Below are 16,164 nucleotides of genomic sequence, written 5' to 3'. Positions count from 1 at the left end.
GCGCGCATCGTTGGCTGGGCGCTGGCGTCGTGATTTGGACGCGGTCAGATGTCTCGGAGGATCAGGTCGAGTGCGTCCTGGCATGCGCGCGCCCGAACCGCGCTCTGCGAACGCATCATCGCGTCGGTGGAGTTCGTGGCCGCGGCGTTGTATCGCCGAGCGCGTTCGGTGAGCTGTTCGATGTCGTCCTCGCGAGTGGACCATCCTCGATCAAGGTTCCGGGATGCGTGCCCCGCGATTTCCGTGAGCGTGACCCGTCGGATTGCCGCGGCGAGGCGAGCCTCATCGTTCTCGGCGTGTGCCTCCCGGTAGCTGGCCGCCCGCGCTGCCGCGGCGACATCGATGACGTACTGCTCCGGGTGGTAACCGAACGCACGTGCCTCGTTGCGATAGTTGGTGCCGCCGGACTGGATGTGGTCAAGGGGGTGATTGACCTGCTCCTCGTCGAGGTACCCGCCGGACTCGTTCCAGACGATCGCTCGCGCGTAAGCCTCGAGTCCAGCCTCTCCGCCGACGCCGAGAGCACCGGAGCGGCGCATGTCGGCGATGAGCTCATCAGATCGCGCTCCAATAGGCGCGGTGGGATCCCAGATTGCGTCGATCCGTTCGAGGGCGAGATGGAAGTCACGTTCACCTCCTCCCATGAAGCTCGGTCGATCGCTGTTCAGCCGTCGTGAGGGAATGTCACCTTCGGCGGCGTAGCGCCGCGACGTGATCTCGCTGTGGTCGACGTCGATGACCGCGTAGCGGTCAGGGTTCATCTGCATCTCGACCAGCTCTTCAAAACCGATCGGCTGGGAGGCGAGATCGTTCGCTGACATCGCGAGGTTGGCTGTTGGCATCGTGTTGGCCTTCGCGCGGAACTGGCCCGCATTCGTTGCCTGGCCGCGCGGGTGATCGCTTTCGTTGAAGGGGCTCATGACCACCATGAGTACGGCGTTAGGCCGCCAGCTGGTCGAGCTCGAAGTACATGCCGCGGTCGTCGACGGCACGGAGACTCGGGTCTTTCCCGTCACGGATATCGCTGGCCGCCATGTCAATCTCGTCCCAGTCGACGCCGGCGTCGTCCGCGGACTCCCCGCCATCGACGATCGAGCCGTCGGCGAGGGTGAGCTTGTCGACGGTGAGGTAGTCGGGACCGGTCTGGTCGCCCCAGGTGAGTGTCGCTTTCGCACCCTCCGGAAGTAGTCGGCGGACGGCGACGATCGCGGCCGCCTGGGATCGGGCACCAAGCTCTTGCCGAGTCTGGCGCAGACGGTCGATGCGAGATCGGATGGATGCGGCCTCGGCCTCGTCCGAAGGCTCCGAGCGAACCCAGGTGAACACCTGTCGGTCGGTGCGCTCGAACAGGTCCCGGAAGACGGTGCGGTTGTCGTCTGGGTCGCCGAGATGTGAGACGACGTCGTCCACGTCTGCCCACGTGTCGTAGTCATCCTCGATGTCGATTTCCGACTCGTTGGCGTCGAAGGCCCGCGCTACGTAGACATAGTCGCCCTGGTCGGACAGCTCGAACTCTACTCGTGCCGCGTCGGCGGGCATGCCGACGCGCAGGTAGCGAACGACCAGGTTTCGAAGTTGGTCGGTGTTCTGGTGGTACAGCGTGTTGGCGTCGTCGAGCTCACCGCGCGGGTTCAGCGCTTCGACAGGGGCACTGTTCTCCTTCGCGCGGAACTGTCCGGCGTTGCCGGCCTGGCCGCGCGGGTGGAGGGTCTCGTCGTGGGTGCTCATGACCACCATGAGTGCGGCTATCAGCCGATCGCTTTGAGGCAGTGCGAGCAGGTACGTCGGTAGCGGGGTTCGCCCAGACGAGGATCGGGCACGGTCGTGCAGCCCAGGCCCGGGTCGAACGGCAGACCGCCTTGTTTCTGGTGCCCGTATCCGCAGAGTGACCTTGCGGACACCTCGAGGTAGAAGTGGGCGCTGCGGTGGTCTCCGCGGCGGTGGCTCGCTGCGAACCAGCTGCCCTCACTTACAGAGTGCCGTCCGAGGCAGTATTCCTCGAACTCTCCCGCCGGGACGACGAAGGGCCAGCGGTGAGCGGCGTGCAGATCCGCGTCGCCACAGAACCGGATCGCCATCAGATGCTGTCCCAGTCGACGCTGGTGAGCTCCTCGAGAACCTGCGCGTGGAGGTCGACGAGACGGCCGTTCGTCTCATCTGTGAACGTGGTCTCGAAGATGTGGGGCGTCCACATTCGCAGTCGCGATCGTGCGTCGGCGAGCTCGTGGATCGGGAACCGTCGCGGCTGCGCCGCGGACAGCTCGCCATCCTTGCGGTAGCGGTTTGTGTGCAGCCAGACCGAGGTTCCCGCGTAGGGCCCGCCGATCGTCTCTGTCACGACGATGTGGAGGGCTTCTGCTCGGAGCTTGCGCGGGAGGACGTCAAGCTGCAGGTCGGGAACGGTACGCTCGTAGCGGCGGGTCTCGACGATAGTACGGGTGGTCTTCACCTGAACACTCATGGGACGTCCTTCGTGCGCGTGACTGTTGTCTGCTTCACACATGCACGGTCCTCAGCGCTAGAGCTCCCCCTCGGCGACGCCCTGAGCGATCCGCAGGTTCTCTTCGGTCTGGGCGGTGCCGCCACTGTTGAGAAGCCCATACAAGCGCGCCTCCCCCGCAACTGTCGGGACAGCTGCCTGAATCGTCGGGATGGCCCAGTTCTCCGCACGGCGTCGTCCGCGCTCAGCGAGCTGGGAGAAGCGGATCTCTCCGTCCTCGTCCTCGTCAGCGATCTCGTTGTCTTCGAACCAGTCGGCGGGGACCGAGAACTCGTCGGCGAAGAAGCCGCGGATCGTCTCGATGCGCTGCTTGCCATCGACGCACGCATACCCGACCGTGCCGGTGTACCCGTTTGTGGCCCAGCGATCGTTGATGGTGACCGCCCCGATAGGAATCCCGCGCAGGATGGACTCGATGAGTGCGCGCCTCTGGCCCAGGGACCAAACAGAACCGCGCTGATACGGCGGGTTCAGCTCGAGCTTGTCCTCCCGATCGTCGTAGGGGATGAACGACTGCGCCGTGCGGTTCATGGGCGTCAGGCTGAGCTTGCTGATCGGCTTCCGCTGCCGGGAGGGACGCGCGTAGGCGTCAGCGATCTGGGATCTCAGTTCGGCCTCCCGAGCCTTGTCCTCGTCGGATGGGACGCGCGACCTGCGGAGTGCGCTCAGCTCAACCTCAAGGGATGCCGCGGCCGCCATTCGGGCGGCACGGTCATCGAGCGTTCCCGCCGGCGGCTCGTTCGTCTTCGCCGCGAACTGGCCGGAGTTGGCGGCCTGGCCGCGCGGGTGCTTGGTCTCGTCGAAGGTGCTCATCGGTCCTCACATGCACGGTCAGATGTAGGCGAGCGCTTCGAGCGCGCGGGCCTCGTCGTCAGCGCCCTCGGTCTCGATGAACACGAGCTCGTCGGTGTCGTCCGGGTCACCCGTGAAGGCGCCGACGATTGTGAGGGAGTCACGCGGATCGTAGTCCTCGCCGTCTTCCTCGTCGCCGTACCGATCCTTCAACTGATCGGCGGCGATGTCGAGCGCCTCATCCTCGGAGCACGCCTCGACGAGCTCGTACTCGTGGTCGTCCCCTTCGACGAGCCACACGGTCGCCGGTCCGGTGGGGATTGCCTCAATGGGCTGCCCCTCGGCGGCGACCTTCGCAGCGTGGGCGCCGCAGTACAGCGGGTCATTCTTGGTGCGGTAGCCGCGCGGGATGTTCGCGTAGCGGTACTCGGCGTTCGATTCGCACTCCGCGCACGCCCGGGCGCGGACGGTGGGGGCGAGAGTGCCGGCGGGCGCGTCGTTGGTCTTCGTGGCGAACTGCCCGGCGTTTCCGCGCGGGTGAAGGGACTCGTCGAAGGTATTCATGCCCACCATGAGTGCGGCGCGGTCAGTGGGCGATCTGGCGGTTCGTCGCAGCCTGCATGACCTCGAGGATCTGCTCGCTGGTGGGCTGCTGGTAGAGGCCAAGGCCGCACGTGCGCATCACGGCGACCCACACGGTGAGCGTGCGGGTCAGTGGCATCCGGCGAAGCTCTCGCCAGTTCTCTGAGGTCGGGTCGTTGACGTACGCGAACACGGTGGCGCGGTGCCGCTCATGCAGCCCGTCACCTTCCGGGCCTGGGACACGCTCGATGATCCCCGCGATGCGGTTCAGCTCGCGGGCGGATGCCGACATGGCAGGAAGGCGCAGGTTCATGCCCTGCACATGCACAGTGCCCGGGTGAGGTCAGGCGTCCTCCGCGGCGATTGCGACCACTGCCGCATGGATGGCCGGCAGCGCCGACGGTGCGACGCCCCGGCGGAGCGCTTCGACCAGCCCGCGGCTCGCATCGCCCGCGGGCGTGATCCGCACGGCGCCGAGCTCGCGCAGTTCAACGAGCGCGGTGGGGTCCGAGGCACCGACCGGGTGCCCGTAGACGATGTCGGCCCCGGAGGCACCACCGACGATGAGGAACACCCCATCGTCGGTGGTGACGATGTCCGCCAGAGATGGCATGGCCGTGAGCCTAGTCCGCCTGAGCGGCCGCAGCCGCGTCGATCAGCTGACGGAATGACACGTCGTGCTCACGTCCTGCCTCAGCCGCCTCGATGATCCGGATGACCTCGGACTCGGTCAGCGGGCGACCCCAAGCGTCGATCCCGACGTGCAGCTGGTGCCCGTCGTGGACGCGCTGCTCCGGGTTGTGCGTGTGACCGTGCAGATGCCACCGGCCAGAGTCCTTCAGCCGCCACTCGTCGAAGCGGTCCTCACGCGTGTGATCGCCGAACAGCGGGAAGTGGGACACGGCGAGCTGGCGCTTCACACCACCGATCATCACCCGACGAACCGCGAACGGCAGGACGGCGTCGAACGTTTCGAGCCACTCGGCTTGCATCCCCGCCTTCACGCTGTCGCGGTGCGCGGGGTGCGTCCGGTCGTGGTTCCCTGCGACGAACACCTTCCGGCCGGGAAGCGATCTGATCAGTTCGAGAGCGTACCGTTCGCGGGCGACCCCGCCGACGGTGAGGTCGCCCGCGACATACACGAGATCACGTTTGGTCACGTGCTCCCGCCACATCTCGGCGTACCAGGCGTCGTGCGCAGTCGTGTCCGCCTCGCCGTCTGCGGTCAGGAACCCGCGCAGGCGCGCAAGCATGGGGTGCTGCACGTGCGGGTCGGAGGTGTAGAGGATCTGCGTCATGATCTGCACATGCACAGGATCACGCCAGCCCGAGCGCGACGGGGTCGGCGCCGACCGACGCGATCGCGAGGACCATGGTGTCGCGGGTCGTGACGATCCGTGGCTGGTATCGGAGGGTCATGCCCGACTCCGCCAGCGTCCGGTCCGCCTTCCGCCCGTTGCACCTTGCGCAGGAGCAGATGGTGTTCATCCACTCATCGCGGCCGCCCCGGCTGCGCGGCACGATGTGGTCGATCGTCAGGCCGCGTGCACCGCAGTACGCGCACTCGTGTGCGTCGCGCTCCAGAACTCCGCGTCGGGACCATGCGGCGTGACCGAAGCGGTACGGGACTCGTATCATCTCGCGGAACTGCACCACGCGAGGGAACGGGAACTCTGTCTCGGCAGAACGGATCGTCCGCCCCGGTATCGCGTCGACGATCACCGCACGCTCACGCATGAGGAAAGCCACCGCGCGCGCGACAGGGACAACTCCCAACGGCTCGAACGACGCGTTGAGGACGACGACGGCGGACCGGTTCTGTATTCGCACGGCAGGCTCCTTTCCTCACATATGCGCGGCATGGTGTTCAGTTGGACAGCGGAAGTTGACGTGGAGATGCCAGCCGGAATCGAACCGGCGTCTACGGCTTTGCAGGCCGTCGCCTCGCCTCTCGGCCATGGCACCAGAGAGCCGCCGGCGGGATTCGAACCCGCAGGTGTCCGCTTAGGGGGCGGGTGCCGGTCCGTTCGGCGTCGACGGCAAGGGCGGGCGCTCGGCAGGGGCCGAACCCGCGGATTCTGCATCAGGGCGGCAGTGCTCATCTGCTGAGCTGCCAGCACGAGGTTGGCTCCCCGACCAGGGTTCGAACCCGGGCTCTCGGCTCCAAAGGCCGTCGTGCTGCCGTTACACCATCAGGGAATGGTGCCCCCGGCAGGACTCGAACCTGCAACCCCCGGATCCGTAATCCGGTGCTCTATCCGTTGAGCTACGAAGGCGTGGAGCGAGCGGCGGATCTGGAACTGCCCCCTCAAGATGACGCCGTTTCGGCCGGCGCCGACCGCGTGGGCCCCCTGGGTCTTGATCCCAGAACCCTCCGCTTAAAAGGCGGATGCTCTGCCGGTTGAGCTAGAGGCCCGTGGTGCCGACGGCAGGAGTCGAACCTGCTCACTCCCGTATACGAGGCGGGCGCTCCTCCTCAGGGGCCTCGACGGCATGGTGGCACCGACCGGTGTCGAACCGGTGGCCTTGCGATTTTCAGTCGCACGCTCTCCCAACTGAGCTACGGTGCCGAAACCGGCCACGCAAGCGTGTCCGGTGCGCTCACACTGCCCGCAGGAGCGCCTCTGCGGCGACCTGACGGAACGTGAGCAGGAAGGTACGCTCGGGCCGTGCGCGCGCCCGATGCACGAGTCGCAGGGCACGTTCCAGCGAGTCCGATGCGTTCACGACGATCACCCGCTGCGGCGCATCACGGAGTAGAGCACGGGTGAGCTCGTCGACCGCAGCAGAGGCGAATCGCTTGGTCGACGTCGCGTCAAGCACGACGTCGGCATCGTGCGGCCCGATGGTGGCGCGCGCATCCGATCGGTTCACGAGCGCGGGTGGCAGTGTGATCACGGTGGTCATGGGATTCTCCCTCCGGTATGCGTTTGTATGCGTAGTCGGGACGGGAATCGAACCCGCGTCGTGTCTTCGTTGAGAACGAAGCGGCCCCTGCCAGCAGAGCAACCCGACCGTGGCCCCAACGGGACTCGAACCCGTGATCTTCGCCGTGAAAGGGCGCTGAGATTGCCGCTACTCCATGGGGTCTGGGGTGAATGGCGGGGCTTGAACCCGCGGCATCCGCGATCACAACGCGGCGCTCTGCCAGCTGAGCTACATCCACCACGCGCCCGTCGCGGGAGATGTCTTCCCCCACGAGCTCTCGCCGCGGCAACACGCCCGCGAGCAGACGACGGGTCATAGCCCTGCGTCCGGTTGCCACCTGACCGGCGGCCTTCATGTCTGCGCTCCCCACCGAGGGATCGAACCTCGACTCTCCTGAACCAGAATCAGGTGTGTTACCAGTTACACCAGCGGGGAATAGCCCTGTTGGGATGAGCCGCATGGGCGCGGCTGGTGGCCGGGAGAGGGATCGAACCTCTGCGCACCGGGTTATGAGCCCGGGGCTCTACCGCTGAGCTACCCGACCGTCGCGCGGATCGCGGCTCCGTGCAGCCGTCGTGTCCTCGCCGGGTGTCGATCCCGGACGCCCTTGGAGGGCACGGTGGTTTGAGCACCGCATGTCTGCCAGTTCCATCACGAGGACAGCGCGGAGGGGACAGGAATCGAACCTGCGCGAGGCTCTCACCTCGACGGCTTAGCAAGCCGCTACCTTACCGCTCGGCCACCCCTCCAGGGGCTCGCGCCCCCGCTGCGCCACGCTTCCCCGTCGTGCACGTCTGCTCCGGGGGCTATGACGACAGTTTGTGCGCCTCGAGGGACTCGAACCCCCGGCCAACTCGGTGTAGGCGAGATGCTCTGCCGCTGAGCTAGAGGCGCATGCGTGGGGCCCACTTGGCGTAGGCCCCACTTCCGACCGGCAGTGCGCCGGCGGCGTTTCGCACGTGTCGTGCGCGGACCGTGAGTGGCCGGGAGGTGCAATCGTGATGCGTTCCCCTCGTCGGCATGACGGACCTGTCTATACAACGGGCGGAGGCGGCGCCCCAACGGTTTGGGACGCCGCCTCCGAGAGAAGTGGCGTACAGCTAGCGATAGCACCGCCAACCGTACGATGAACTATGGGTGAGCACTGCGTAGGCTCCTGCCCCGTAGTTGGAACGGCAGACATCGTTCATGGAGGCCTGGCTCGAGAGCGCGACCGAGGACCCCGGCTTTACGCACCGCCAACCGTAAGGATCGGCCGGGTTGACGGTGGTTGCCGACCAGGCGCTGCCAAGGATCGCCTTACAGGCCGCGTCGATGTTCAAGCCACCGATGTCTGAAGCGGCGAACGCAGGCGTTCCGGTGAACACCGCTCCCGCGGCGAGGACAACCGAAGCAAGTCCTACCATGATGTTCCGACGCTTGATCATTTTTGCCCCCTCGACTGGACTTTCTTGTGGGGACTCTACGGGAGCGACCGGCGAGATGTAAAGGAGGAGAGCGCTCTCTACGCTAGATCTCCCCTCCTGTTTGAAGGTGTGGCCGCCAGACACGGGCGAGAGACCAAAGTGACCCGGCTGAGGAGGATGCCCAGACAAGCCCTTCCGGTAACTAGGCATCAAGGGTCGGGGTGACAGGATTCGAACCTGCGACTTCCCGCTCCCAAAGCGGGCGCTCTACCAAGCTGAGCTACACCCCGTTACCGACGCGCTACGACTCGTCGATATCGATACGGCTCCGAGCGTGAGCCCGGCGGGCTCCTGTTGTCGCCCGACACCGCAGTGGAACCGACAGGAATTGAACCTGCGACATCCTGCTTGCAAAGCAGGCGCTCTACCAACTGAGCTACGGCCCCATGCGCAGGCCCTCCTCGCCTGGCGAGGTGCCAGGTGCAAGGAGCCTGCTCGTCGTGACGTGACGTCTTCGCCGCCGATTGATAGCGCGCGTTTGGCGGTTCGCGAGCCCCCTGCCAGATTCGAACTGGCGTCGCCGCTTTACAAGAGCGGTGCTAGGCCTCTCAGCTAAGGGGGCGGGTCTGGTTCAACCGTCACATGCACGGTTTCGTGAGCCGCGGGCCGGCGTCGAACCGGCGGCCTCGTTCCTACCAAGAACGCGCTCTGCCGGCTGAGCTACCGCGGCGTACCCGCGCTATGCGGGTGAGCTCCCCCACCTGGGCTCGAACCAGGGACCGCTCGATTAACAGTCGAGTGCTCTGCCAACTGAGCTACAGGGGATCAGCACCTTGCGGCGCAGTGCACGACCGAGGAATCGGACCTCGCTCCGGCATCTCATCAGGATGCTCGCGTCACCAGGCGCGCCGTCGTGCTCAAAGGCGGCCTGAGCCGCCGTTGCGTGCCCCTCCGGGGAGTCGAACCCCGAACCTCCGGATCCTAAATCCGGCGCCTCTACCAGTTGGGCTAGAAGGGCATGCTGCGATGTCGCGACGAGCGAAGCTCGTTTCGCCCCGTGCAGCATCGGGGACTCGTCAGGCGACGGTGGCGGAGAGCGGGGGTCTCGAACCCCCACGGGCATTCACATGCCCGAACCCTTTTCGAGAGGGACGCCGGCAGGCCGAAACTCGGCTGGGCTCTCCATGCGTACTCACGCGACGCGGCGCGATGCCGCGTTTCGCCCCTTCAGGGCTCATCAGGCGTGCTGGGTGGAGCGAACGGCGAGATTCGAACTCGCGTCATCACTTTGGAAGAGTGAGATCCTGGGCCACTAGATGACGTTCGCAGAGAAGGCGCCGACACCGGTCGGGGCGCGTGCAGCTGCTCACGTGCCTGCGTCCCGAGCCGAACGGGTTCGCCTTCCATCTGGCGCGCGATGGGTACTCCCCGTAGCGCAACCGCGGCCCTGACCGGACTTGAACCGGCGACCTCCGCCGTGACAGGGCGGCGCTCTCACCATCTGAGCTACAGGGTCGTGTGCAGATCACGGTCCTACGCTCCGCGGCCGGAATCGAACCGATCGCGTCGGGGACTCGAACCCCAGTTCTGCTCGGGAACCATCCCGCCGCGCTCTCGCGCTTGTGCGCCCCCTGGGGCTTGAACCCAGGACCCTCCGGTTAAGAGCCGGATGCTCTCACCAGCTGAGCTAGAGGCGCGAAGTGGGAGCGGTGGGACTCGAACCCACGATGCCCGAAGACGGCGGATTTACAGTCCGCTGCGATTGCCGCTACGCGACACTCCCGTGTGCCCTGCCGGGTTGGCAGGGCGTGGTCCGGGGATGGCGCCCCGAACCGACCGAGGCTGGGCCTCGGTGTCAACTTCCACTGTGGTCTTGTGAGTGAGGTTGCCCTCTTCGTGCGCACCCGGTTTCCCGGGGCGTTTGCAGAGACGACAGGATTCGAACCTGCGACATCCGGTTTTGGAGACCGGCGCTCTTCCATCTGAGCTACGTCCCTATGTGCTGTTGTGGTGGGCGGGCAAACAGAAAGCCCACCGGGTCCTAGGTCGGACTTACGGTGGGCTCCCAATGCTTCGGGATGAGATCCCGTTACATGTCGCCCACCTGCCTCGACCCGAAGAGGATCCACTGGTTCAGGTTCCCCGGCTTGCGCGCAGCATCGACACCGCGGATGGCGTACGCCACCTGCGTCTCGTGCATTGCTTGCAATGACCTCACGGTCTTCCTCCGGTTCTTGATGCTGCGTGGGGCAGCCTTTCAGGATACATGTATTCGGCGACTCGTCAAATTGTTCATCAGCCTCCACATGCACGGTCCTCGCCGTTCTTGCGTCGTCCACCCCTGCGGCAACTTCCGGGGATCAGCTGGAAGGTGTCTTCGGGCGGCCGAACTCGTCACAGACGATCGGCCCTTCGAACGTCTTGCTCCACCGACGAGCCTGTGCTCGAGCCTCTTCGATCCAGACGTCCAGCTCCTCCGGATCGTCGAAGATGCGCGCCGTTCCCGTGATCCAACGGTTGACCGGCCGACCGTAGAAGTCGTCGAGCGGTTGGCCAAGCGCCCCCAGGCAGTAGGCGGTGATCGCGTTCTGCTCATACCCACCGTGCTGGTTCAACCGGATGCCGACGATGCTCTCGTTGAAGTAGCCACGACCTTCTGTCATGTCGTAGCCGGAACGCACCAGGTAGTAGGCGAAGCGGATACGGGCGGTCAGCTGTGCGAGGTGCCGCTCTGCGTCCTCTCGATTCACGAACTCCTGGCCTCCTACCGAGTGAACGGGAATTGTCTTCTCGCTGGTCACGATCTCCATGGCTGACACATGCACGGTGACGCCAGGCGGCACTCATCTGCCGGCCACGCCGGAGCCGCTGGGTCGGTGGCCTCGGTCATAGAGGAAGCGAGCGCGTTCGCAGAATGCGCACCAGCATCCCGACCCGTCCGATCCCTTCTTCGAGTTGCAGTCGGCGCAGGCTGGCACGAGGTTCCACCAGGAATCAGCTCCGCCTCGGGTCTTAGCGACAATGTGGTCCCTCGTTGTTGCCGGGCGCGGGCAGTAGTGGCAGCGTGCCGCGGCGGCTATCGGTTTGCCGAACGCGACGGTGACGACACCCGACGCGATGGCAACGGGGTCTCTGTCGCGGGCCGGCGCCCGCGGGATGAACGCGTTGACTCGGTCGTGCTTCCTCATTACGCGGCCTGAACCTCGGCGGCCTCCTCCGCGATCGCAGCGTCGATCTCCGCCAGACACGTCAGGGCATCGTCAAGCTCGTCCTGCTGGTCGAACGTGGCGGCGCCGGCTGCCTGGTCGAGATTTGCCGCTTCGGCCAGGTGCGAGTCGATGTCTCGTTCGGCGTCGGCGATGCGGGTACCCATCTCGTCCAGGACGCGGTCGAGGTGTTCGGCGATGTTCGCCGCGACGTCGGCGGGCTTCCGGCGCACGTCTCCGTTTCGAAGGGTCAGCTCCGCGAACTCGGTGTAGCCGGAGAGTAGTCGCACGCGCACGGAGGGAAGCTCGCGCTCACGGTCGACGAGCTGAGCGGTGATGCCCCTGTAGGCAACGCGTGACGTGTAGTAGGCGTTGTGGGCGTTGCGCTCGTGCCAGACGACGCGGACGCCCTCGGCGATGCGCGACACCGCGGCGGTGCGCTGCTCGACCGTCGCGGACTCCACCCGGTCCTGGGCGGAAAGCATCGCGTCACGGCGGGACCGCGCGCTCTGTGCGCGACGGCGGTGCTGCTCCGCGCTCCGACGGGCCTGGTTAACACCCTGCAGGTGCATGGCACGCAGAACCTGAAGCTGCTTCACCTGCGCCCGGACCTTCGCCTGGTCAAGCAGCAGCGGATTACCGGACGCGAGAGCCTTCACCTCGCCGTAGCTCATCGTCGCGCCGGAAACGTCCTCGATTTCGCGGGCGGTCGTACCGGTCGCGTACAGGGCATCGAACGCGCGGGACTTCCGCTCCAGCGCCTGCCACATGTAAGCATCGAAGGTACCCTCGGTGACCAGTCGCGTAACAGTCACGTGGCCAGAGAGATTGCCGGGACGGACCGCGCGGCCGTCACGCTGGATGACGTCGGAGGGAAGCCACGGGGCGTCGACGTGCCAGAGATGCGTGAGGCGAGTCTGGATGTTCGTACCCATCCCCGCCTTCGCCGTGGAAGCGACAAGCACCGACACATCGCCGTCTCGGCACGCCGCGAACAGTGCTGCGCGAGCCTTGTCCGTCGTCGCCTCATGGACGAACCGGACCTTGTTGGCCGGCACGCCGTGATCCACGAGCTGACGGCGCAGCCGGCCGTAGGTCTGCGAGTCCCCGGGGTGGGGTGTGCCGAGGTCCATGAACACCAGCTGGAAGTTGCCGGGGGTCGCGTGGTGGCCGAAGAGGCGGTCTTGATCCTCACGGTGTGCGGCCGCGATCAGGCGGGCAGCCTCAGCGATCTTCGCAGACTCCTCGTCGACGCCGGCCAGCTGCGGGTCGAGGGCGACCTTCCGGCCGTCGTTGCAGATCAGCAGCATGTTGTCGACGGTGCCGTCACCTCCGCGAGCGTTTCCGTTGCGGATCGCGTCGGCACGGTCGGCGAGGTCGCGCACAAACTTCCGCTGCCCGGGCGTCGCCTCCACGGTGACGTTGACCACCGTGTGGTCGGGACGGGTGAGGCCCAGCTGGGCGGGGTCCATGATGTCGGCCACCTGGGCGAGGATCGTCTTCAGCTCGGGGGCGTTGACGACGCCGACGGGCCGGCGGTACATGCGGAAGCCGGAGCCGTCCGGTGCGACCTCGATGTTGTGCTCATAGCGGATGAACGCGGACACCCAGGCGTCGAACGGGAGAAGACCCATCGCGTCGAGCGTGTCCGGCTGCAGGTATCGCTGCCACACCCACGTCTCGGCGAGAGTGTTCGACCAGGGGGTGCCGGTGAAGAACGCGCAGATGGGCTTACCGGGGCGCCGGTCCGCGAGCGTTTCGACCTTCATGAGGAGATCCGTGGCCCGCTTGGAGGAGCCTGAACCCATGCCGTTGTCGCGGGACTGGCTCTGTGTGTCCAGCCGGCGGAACAGGTGCGCCTCATCGACCATGATGTAGTCGACACCGAGCTGGTCGAAGAAGATCGCGTCCGAGTCGTTCTTGCCGTCCCGAAGCTTGTGGATGCGGGCGTCGAGCGAGCGCACAGCGCGTGCGATCGCCTTCGCGCCCTTCGTGCGATCGCCGGGCTCGGACTGCATGGCCCAGCGGAGGGCGTGCTTCTGCTCCTCGATCCAACGCTCTTCCAGATCGGGGCGGACGGGGATCGACCCGAAGGCGGAATGGGTAATGATGACGGCGTCCCAGTCTCCGGTCGCGCACCGTGCGGCGAAGAGCCGGCGTGCGTCGCGGGCGAGGTCATCCTTCGTCGCGATCAGGAATCGGCCCGTCGGGAAGACTTGCTGCGCTTCGCGAGCGATCTGGTCGAGGAGGTGATTGGGCACGACGATCATCGGCTTCTGCGCGAGCCCGAACTGTCGGAGCGTACGGGCCGCCATAGTCATTTCGCTCGTCTTGCCGGCGCCGACCGGGTGGCCGAGCAGCGCGCGCTCGGTGCTGACGATCCGCTCCACGGCAGCCCGCTGGTGCGCCCACGGGGTGAACCCTTCCGCCATGCCCGGGAACATGAGCCCCGAACCGTCGTAGGTGCGGGTGACGTGAGAGTTGAGCTTGTCGTTGTAGTCGCGGACGATGCGTGCGGAGCGGTCGGCGTCCTCCCAGACCCACACGCTGAACCGGTCGCGGATCAGTTCGAGCTTCGCGGCGGCCGCGGCGGACTTCTGCGGGTTGCGGACGTTGCGCCAGTCGCAACGGTTCGCGTCCCACTCCCGGTCCGTGATCTCTGGGAGCTTGTTGTTCAGCGCGCATTCGACGAGCTTGCCGGCGGTCATGTCGGGGACAGACCACTGCATCGAGACGGTGTGGTCGTAGGACGAGTCCTCGACCTCCCAGACGGCTTGAGAAGGCGTGTGGCTGACCCGCGGCCAGCGTGCGCCGAGGACACTCTTCAGGAACTCGGTGATGTCCTCGGCGTTCACGAACGGGGATCCGAGGGTGACGTTGATATCCGTGGGCGTGAGATCGACGGGGACGACCTTCTCGAGCGCTGCGGCGTACCGGGCGGCGTTCTCATCGCCACGGCCGGCGGCCGTACGGGCACGCTCCAGCTTGTGACGGACGTTGCCGGAGAGCGCTTCGGCTGCGGGCTGCCACTGACCGTCGACAAGGTGCACGAGGTCCCCGAGGAGCGTGACCGCGGCTGCGGTGTCATCTCCGAGGCTGAGGAGACCGGCGATCCGGACGAGGTCGACCCGACCGGTCTCGCCGATGCTGATGGCGAGGGCCTCCGCAGCGGTGTCAGCGTGTGTGACCGGCTCTGGTGCGCGGTTCACGCGGCGGAGGAGGATCGGGGCGGGCTGGGCCTCCCCCGTCTCCTGGTCGAACACTTCGAGGGCCATGACGAGTGCGGAGTCTGGATCCTTGCGGAAACCACCCATCGCAGGGCGGCGCCAGGAGAGCGCGGGCAGGCCGGTTTCTTCGTCGACCCGACCTTCGACGAGAGTGCCCCGGTTAAGGTGCCCGAACGACTTCACGTACGCCTCGTAGGCGCTAAGGGCGAGCGCGCGGACCGGCGCGACCTCATCGTCGGGAGCGGACGTGTCCGACTCTTGCTGGAGCAACTGCAGTGCGAGGTCACGGAGCCCGACGAGCGCGATGAGCTCCTTGCTCTGACGGACCGCGGCGAGCTTGCTGCCCTCGACGCGGAACAGGCTGCCGTCGATCAGATGGTACGACCCGTTCTTGCGCCCTTCAGCGTCGGCGAGGATCACGTCAGATAGGTCGTCGGTCTCGCCGATGCGCTTGCTCATGGCAGGGAGGTCACGAGTGAGAGACTGGACGGCTCTGGTGATGTCCACTGTGGGGTCGGTGGACTCGACGATGAGCGGCGCGCGGTCGAACCCGGTCGCGAGCATCCGGCCGGCGATGTGAGCGGCGTTGTCCGCCCAGTAGCGGGAGACCTTTACTGTTGCGCCCTCGGGTGCTGAGGCTGCGCGGTCGGTGATCTCGTGGCGGAGGTCGATCTGGCGGGTGCGGTGACCGTAGTAACCCCAGCCATCTTCGACGAGCTCGAAGTCAGGCTGTCCGGCGTAACGCGGAAGGTGTGTTTCGGCGTCGTTCTTCCGGATCACAATGATGTCGGTGACCGCCTGCGTGCCTGCGCCATTGAACGCACCCGAGGGCAGGCGGACCGCACCGATGAGGGCAGCACCGCTCCACTCGCGGATCGCGTTCAGGATGCCGCTCTTCGCGTCCATGCTGTAACGGCTGGTGACGAGCACGACGTACCCGCCGGGTCGGACTGCGTCGACGGAGCGCCAGGCGAAGTAGTTGTGGAGCGCGCCGGTGCGACCGTCCGTGTCGCGCACGGTGACGTCGGAGAAGGGCACGTTGCCGATCGCCGCATCGAACCACCCGTCACGAAGAGGTGTTGACTGCAGCTTCCCTTCGAGGATCTTCGCTCCTGGGTTCAGCAGCCGCGCGATCCGGGCGGAGGTCGGGTCGATCTCCACACCGGTCCAGTCGACGTCGATGCCGACGGGGGTCGTGGTCATGAACGCGCCCGCGCCACAGCCAGGTTCGAGGATGCGACCTCCGTCGAAGCCTGCCGCGGTGAGGATGTCCCAGATCGCAGCGGTCACGGACACCGGAGTGAAGAACGACGTGTCGACCTGCTCACTTGCTGCACCCAGTGCGGCGGCCGGCACTGCGGCTTCCAGACGGTCCGCGACCTCAGCCCACTGCCTTTCGGGTGTCGCATCGAACGCATGAGCGAGCTGACCCCAGCCGGTGAACGCAGTGAGAGTCACACGCTCTTCAGCTGTGGGCGTGTGATCCTCCGGTAGGGCCCAAGCGAGTTCAATGGCGGCAAGCT

13 protein-coding genes and 25 tRNA genes are annotated in these 16,164 nt (G+C 66.3%); all 38 read right to left on the bottom strand.

Annotated elements, in window-relative coordinates; genetic code table 11:
• Window positions 1-44 precede the first annotated feature (44 nt).
• Window positions 45-920, bottom strand: coding sequence for a hypothetical protein (locus HMPREF1529_RS11175; RefSeq protein WP_157533923.1), 876 nt, complete (start codon window positions 918-920; stop codon window positions 45-47).
• Between the two features lie 19 nt (window positions 921-939).
• Window positions 940-1,728 carry a hypothetical protein gene (locus HMPREF1529_RS11170; RefSeq protein WP_157533922.1) on the bottom strand — a complete coding sequence of 263 codons (789 nt, stop codon included), beginning with the start codon at window positions 1,726-1,728 and terminating at the stop codon, window positions 940-942.
• Between the two features lie 349 nt (window positions 1,729-2,077).
• Window positions 2,078-2,461, bottom strand: coding sequence for a hypothetical protein (locus HMPREF1529_RS11165; protein ID WP_016464893.1), 384 nt, complete (start codon window positions 2,459-2,461; stop codon window positions 2,078-2,080).
• Between the two features lie 57 nt (window positions 2,462-2,518).
• Window positions 2,519-3,313, bottom strand: a complete 795-nt coding sequence (locus tag HMPREF1529_RS15405; RefSeq protein ID WP_016464892.1) for a DUF262 domain-containing protein — start codon at window positions 3,311-3,313, stop codon at window positions 2,519-2,521.
• An 18-nt stretch (window positions 3,314-3,331) separates the two neighbouring features.
• On the bottom strand, window positions 3,332-3,856 hold the full coding sequence (locus HMPREF1529_RS11155; RefSeq protein ID WP_157533921.1) for a hypothetical protein: 525 nt from the start codon (window positions 3,854-3,856) through the stop codon (window positions 3,332-3,334).
• A 22-nt stretch (window positions 3,857-3,878) separates the two neighbouring features.
• Entirely contained in the window at window positions 3,879-4,187 is a 309-nt protein-coding gene (locus tag HMPREF1529_RS11150) for a hypothetical protein (protein ID WP_016464890.1), read from the bottom strand.
• Window positions 4,188-4,217: 30 nt separating this feature from the next.
• A complete protein-coding gene (locus HMPREF1529_RS11145; RefSeq protein ID WP_016464889.1) occupies window positions 4,218-4,487 on the bottom strand; it encodes a hypothetical protein in 270 nt (89 codons plus the stop codon).
• Between the two features lie 10 nt (window positions 4,488-4,497).
• Complete coding sequence (locus tag HMPREF1529_RS11140) at window positions 4,498-5,172, bottom strand: metallophosphoesterase (RefSeq protein ID WP_016464888.1); 675 nt, start codon at window positions 5,170-5,172, stop codon at window positions 4,498-4,500.
• Between the two features lie 19 nt (window positions 5,173-5,191).
• On the bottom strand, window positions 5,192-5,704 hold the full coding sequence (locus tag HMPREF1529_RS11135; protein ID WP_016464887.1) for an HNH endonuclease: 513 nt from the start codon (window positions 5,702-5,704) through the stop codon (window positions 5,192-5,194).
• A gap of 61 nt (window positions 5,705-5,765) precedes the next feature.
• Window positions 5,766-5,839: transfer RNA gene (locus HMPREF1529_RS11130), tRNA-Cys, on the bottom strand.
• A gap of 4 nt (window positions 5,840-5,843) precedes the next feature.
• Window positions 5,844-5,915, bottom strand: a tRNA-Arg gene (locus HMPREF1529_RS15960).
• A gap of 84 nt (window positions 5,916-5,999) precedes the next feature.
• Window positions 6,000-6,073, bottom strand: a tRNA-Gln gene (locus HMPREF1529_RS11125).
• Between the two features lies 1 nt (window position 6,074).
• Window positions 6,075-6,150 (bottom strand) — tRNA-Arg (locus HMPREF1529_RS11120).
• 67 nt (window positions 6,151-6,217) lie between these two features.
• Window positions 6,218-6,290: transfer RNA gene (locus HMPREF1529_RS11115), tRNA-Lys, on the bottom strand.
• Between the two features lie 78 nt (window positions 6,291-6,368).
• A tRNA-Phe gene (locus HMPREF1529_RS11105) sits at window positions 6,369-6,444 on the bottom strand.
• 31 nt (window positions 6,445-6,475) lie between these two features.
• Window positions 6,476-6,781: a hypothetical protein gene (locus HMPREF1529_RS11100; protein WP_016464886.1), complete on the bottom strand. Its 306-nt coding sequence runs from the start codon at window positions 6,779-6,781 to the stop codon at window positions 6,476-6,478.
• Between the two features lie 32 nt (window positions 6,782-6,813).
• Window positions 6,814-6,890, bottom strand: a tRNA-Glu gene (locus HMPREF1529_RS11095).
• A 1-nt stretch (window position 6,891) separates the two neighbouring features.
• A tRNA-Glu gene (locus tag HMPREF1529_RS11090) sits at window positions 6,892-6,964 on the bottom strand.
• Window positions 6,965-7,040 (bottom strand) — tRNA-His (locus HMPREF1529_RS11085).
• Between the two features lie 124 nt (window positions 7,041-7,164).
• Window positions 7,165-7,237: transfer RNA gene (locus tag HMPREF1529_RS11080), tRNA-Gln, on the bottom strand.
• A gap of 34 nt (window positions 7,238-7,271) precedes the next feature.
• A tRNA-Ile gene (locus HMPREF1529_RS11075) sits at window positions 7,272-7,346 on the bottom strand.
• Between the two features lie 121 nt (window positions 7,347-7,467).
• Window positions 7,468-7,551: transfer RNA gene (locus tag HMPREF1529_RS11070), tRNA-Ser, on the bottom strand.
• 73 nt (window positions 7,552-7,624) lie between these two features.
• A tRNA-Val gene (locus HMPREF1529_RS11065) sits at window positions 7,625-7,696 on the bottom strand.
• Window positions 7,697-8,424: 728 nt separating this feature from the next.
• Window positions 8,425-8,498, bottom strand: a tRNA-Pro gene (locus HMPREF1529_RS11060).
• A gap of 83 nt (window positions 8,499-8,581) precedes the next feature.
• Window positions 8,582-8,654, bottom strand: a tRNA-Ala gene (locus HMPREF1529_RS11055).
• A gap of 105 nt (window positions 8,655-8,759) precedes the next feature.
• Window positions 8,760-8,830: transfer RNA gene (locus HMPREF1529_RS11050), tRNA-Thr, on the bottom strand.
• Window positions 8,831-8,865: 35 nt separating this feature from the next.
• Window positions 8,866-8,938: transfer RNA gene (locus HMPREF1529_RS11045), tRNA-Thr, on the bottom strand.
• 22 nt (window positions 8,939-8,960) lie between these two features.
• Window positions 8,961-9,033: transfer RNA gene (locus HMPREF1529_RS11040), tRNA-Asn, on the bottom strand.
• A 119-nt stretch (window positions 9,034-9,152) separates the two neighbouring features.
• Window positions 9,153-9,226, bottom strand: a tRNA-Leu gene (locus HMPREF1529_RS11035).
• Between the two features lie 69 nt (window positions 9,227-9,295).
• Window positions 9,296-9,392, bottom strand: a tRNA-Ser gene (locus tag HMPREF1529_RS15955).
• Between the two features lie 67 nt (window positions 9,393-9,459).
• Window positions 9,460-9,535: transfer RNA gene (locus HMPREF1529_RS11030), tRNA-Gly, on the bottom strand.
• Between the two features lie 115 nt (window positions 9,536-9,650).
• Window positions 9,651-9,724 (bottom strand) — tRNA-Asp (locus tag HMPREF1529_RS11025).
• Window positions 9,725-9,831: 107 nt separating this feature from the next.
• Window positions 9,832-9,905: transfer RNA gene (locus tag HMPREF1529_RS11020), tRNA-Lys, on the bottom strand.
• A 4-nt stretch (window positions 9,906-9,909) separates the two neighbouring features.
• Window positions 9,910-9,991: transfer RNA gene (locus HMPREF1529_RS11015), tRNA-Tyr, on the bottom strand.
• Between the two features lie 141 nt (window positions 9,992-10,132).
• Window positions 10,133-10,205: transfer RNA gene (locus HMPREF1529_RS11010), tRNA-Trp, on the bottom strand.
• Between the two features lie 363 nt (window positions 10,206-10,568).
• Window positions 10,569-10,958, bottom strand: a complete 390-nt coding sequence (locus tag HMPREF1529_RS11005; RefSeq protein ID WP_101306150.1) for a hypothetical protein — start codon at window positions 10,956-10,958, stop codon at window positions 10,569-10,571.
• Window positions 10,959-11,051: 93 nt separating this feature from the next.
• Window positions 11,052-11,396, bottom strand: a complete 345-nt coding sequence (locus HMPREF1529_RS15670; protein ID WP_036283367.1) for an HNH endonuclease — start codon at window positions 11,394-11,396, stop codon at window positions 11,052-11,054.
• The gene (locus HMPREF1529_RS10995; RefSeq protein ID WP_232212114.1) at window positions 11,396-16,099 is read right to left on the bottom strand and encodes a helicase-related protein; all 4,704 of its coding nucleotides are present in this window, start codon (window positions 16,097-16,099) and stop codon (window positions 11,396-11,398) included. The genes HMPREF1529_RS15670 and HMPREF1529_RS10995 overlap by 1 nt, the downstream gene beginning before the upstream one ends.
• Window positions 16,100-16,164: the final 65 nt, after the last annotated feature.

Origin of the sequence: Microbacterium sp. oral taxon 186 str. F0373 (assembly GCF_000411455.1) — a bacterium.
Classification (GTDB): Bacteria; Actinomycetota; Actinomycetes; order Actinomycetales; family Microbacteriaceae; genus Microbacterium.
The sequence above is the reverse complement of the archived record's forward strand: the minus strand, read 5'-3'. Positions and strand labels throughout refer to the sequence as shown.